The organism is Parapedobacter sp. GCM10030251, assembly GCF_042666505.1.
GTDB lineage: Bacteria > Bacteroidota > Bacteroidia > Sphingobacteriales > Sphingobacteriaceae > Parapedobacter.
In genome coordinates this window covers 1-2331 of record NZ_JBHTDN010000033.1, presented here as the reverse complement: position 1 = coordinate 2331, position 2331 = coordinate 1, and the positions used below count along the sequence as shown (strand labels likewise).

At 42.0% G+C, this 2331-nt stretch carries 2 protein-coding genes; one reads left to right on the top strand and one right to left on the bottom strand.

Going from position 1 to position 2331, the window contains the following annotated elements; genetic code table 11:
• Positions 1 to 162: 162 nt before the first annotated feature.
• The gene (locus tag ACFQRK_RS23865; RefSeq protein ID WP_379010936.1) at positions 163 to 444 is read left to right on the top strand and encodes a hypothetical protein; all 282 of its coding nucleotides are present in this window, start codon (positions 163 to 165) and stop codon (positions 442 to 444) included.
• A gap of 2 nt (positions 445 to 446) precedes the next feature.
• On the opposite strand, the gene ACFQRK_RS23860 is transcribed toward ACFQRK_RS23865, so the two are convergent.
• Positions 447 to 1340 (bottom strand): sensor histidine kinase, encoded by an 894-nt coding sequence (locus ACFQRK_RS23860; protein WP_379010934.1) that lies wholly within the window; start codon positions 1338 to 1340, stop codon positions 447 to 449.
• Positions 1341 to 2331 lie beyond the last annotated feature (991 nt).

Below are 2331 nucleotides of genomic sequence, written 5' to 3'. Positions count from 1 at the left end.
TCCAGTGGCTGAAATACACGCTGGAAAACATCACGACCATAAACCACAAGAACCTGAAAGACTTGTATCCGCAGAATTATAAAAGAAAACTGCAGGAATCAAATATGTAGTTCATAGGGCGGATACGCTTTCCAAGCATTGGGTAACCTCAATCTTTCTTCCATGTCTTTACAGAAAGACCTTACAACAGTATACCCTCGGCTGGAGGCCGGCGAAAAAATCCGACTTCTGACAGCACTCAATCAAACAATTACCCTGCACAGTTCGCTGCGAAGCATACTTATCAACGAATTTACTAATGATGTGCAACCCTGGTTGTTCATTAAGATTTTGTCGCTTTTCCAACGAGCAGATGTATCCTTAACCGATACAGAAAAAACAGTAATCAGCAAGGTGAAGACAGACCATCCTGCTCTGAAAAAAGCGCTAAGCGATTTGCTGTGATTTCAATGGGTTTCTTCTGCCAGTCGCAATTCCAATGTAAAAGTTGAGCCCTTATCGGGCACACTTACGAAATGGATTTTGTCGCCTTGTTTGTCAGCGTATTGCTTCGCCAATAAAAGGCCTAACCCGGTACCTTTCTCGTTTCCGGTTCCAATGGTGGATTGAAGACCGGAAACGAATAACTTTGTCTGTATCTCCATGGGTATGCCCACACCCTCATCTGATACACTGATCAAATAGCTATCGACACTTCGATGCGCATTTACTGTAACTCGTTGTCCACTATGAGAAAACTTGATCGCGTTGTTAATGAATACCCTTAAAATCATCTGCGTCATTAGCCCGTCGCCCAACACTTCATTGTTTTCGGGCAATGAGCAAACGATAAAAACCTCCTTCGATTCCGCGAATGGCTGTTCAATCCTTAAACAGTCCTCCAGAATTTCTCGGCAATTAATTCGCTTTAATTCTACTTTCTTATCATCTTGTTGTTCAGATATCCAAATCAGTATGTTTTCCAGCATTGCGGAGGTATCTTTGGTCAACTGCAATAGACTGTTTTTAATATACGTATGGGTCTCCGCCTTTATGTCATAATTTGCCATCGCTTGGAGGTAAAGTTGTACTGAACTGAGTGGACTTTTCAAATCATGGAAAACCATCGAAAACAGTTTATCTTTTTCTTCCGTAATTTGCTGCAATTTCCGATGTTGCTTTTCCACTTCCTTGGCGCGTTGGTCGGCTTTCTTCTTTTGGTGGTAATAGTTATCCAACAAAATTCGCGTTACCCAATAAAATGAAAAAAGGACAATGACAAAAACAATAAGGACATTGGTAATTCTGGTTAGTTTATCCGGATAGTCGGAATCGATCCAAGTAGGATGATTATATTCCAAAAAAAGCAGCGTAAAAACTGCCCCACATGTGGCTAGAATAAAAAATATATGAAAACGGGTTTGGTTTACCGAGACTAACAATTGAAATGTAAAAAAGAAGATAAATAAGGTCGGGCCATTAATGCCATCATTTACAAAATAGTTTGTAACAGCACCACCATAGCAGATCAGAACAAAGCCGATCATCGCCAGTGTAAACTGCCTTTTTACGCGAGACAGATAATAAAGCGCGCCATGAAAAATTCCTATGAAAGATACCAACCCCGCTGCCTTATAAGTCCCCTGTGCCATGTTAAAAGATAGAACGATAGCCAACATAAGGCATGTAAACAGATTCGCAGCATGAAAAATACGCCACCGCAGAGGCACTTCTTCTGGGCTTCCAATTAATTTCGTTAACCAAAGTTTCGAAAATATTGCTCTCATATCTTTTTAACCCGTTGGATAAAACGTCGATGCTGACCCCCGTAACGGGCATGTTGACCCCCTCCGGTAGGTCCCGGGTTGAGTGTTCCCATAGACCTGACAATTTTACTTCTTTTTTCTCATACTTTCAGCCTTCTTATGGAAAGCTTTCCATAAGAAGGGCAAGTCTATGAGGAAGAAAAAAAATCTTTAACTTTGGAAACCCAGTGGCGCAGCTGTGCAGATTATTGGCCTCTTCACTGGTGTACTTTCATCCGGAACGGGTGGTGTACTTTCCCCGGAATATTCAGTTGGATATTCCGCGCCAAAGTACACCACTATTCCGCTCCAATATGCACCACCGATTCCGCGCCAAAGTACACCAGTCTGTAAGGGTTGTTTAGGATTAGGTTGGTTTTCTGATTGATTTTCAGGGACTGCCATTCCGGCACAAAGTACACCAATAATTCCGCTGCAAAGTGCACCACTGGGGATTTAGGATTGCATAAGTTAGGGGTCGAACAAGATTCCTAGCGACATGGCAAACAAACCCCTTAGCATGCACAAGATAAGACAGCTATTATTG

Coding starts and splice junctions, on each gene's coding strand:
- ACFQRK_RS23865 (WP_379010936.1), top strand. CDS start 163: ATGTCTTTACAGAAAGACCTTACAACAGTATACCCTCGGCTGGAGGCC.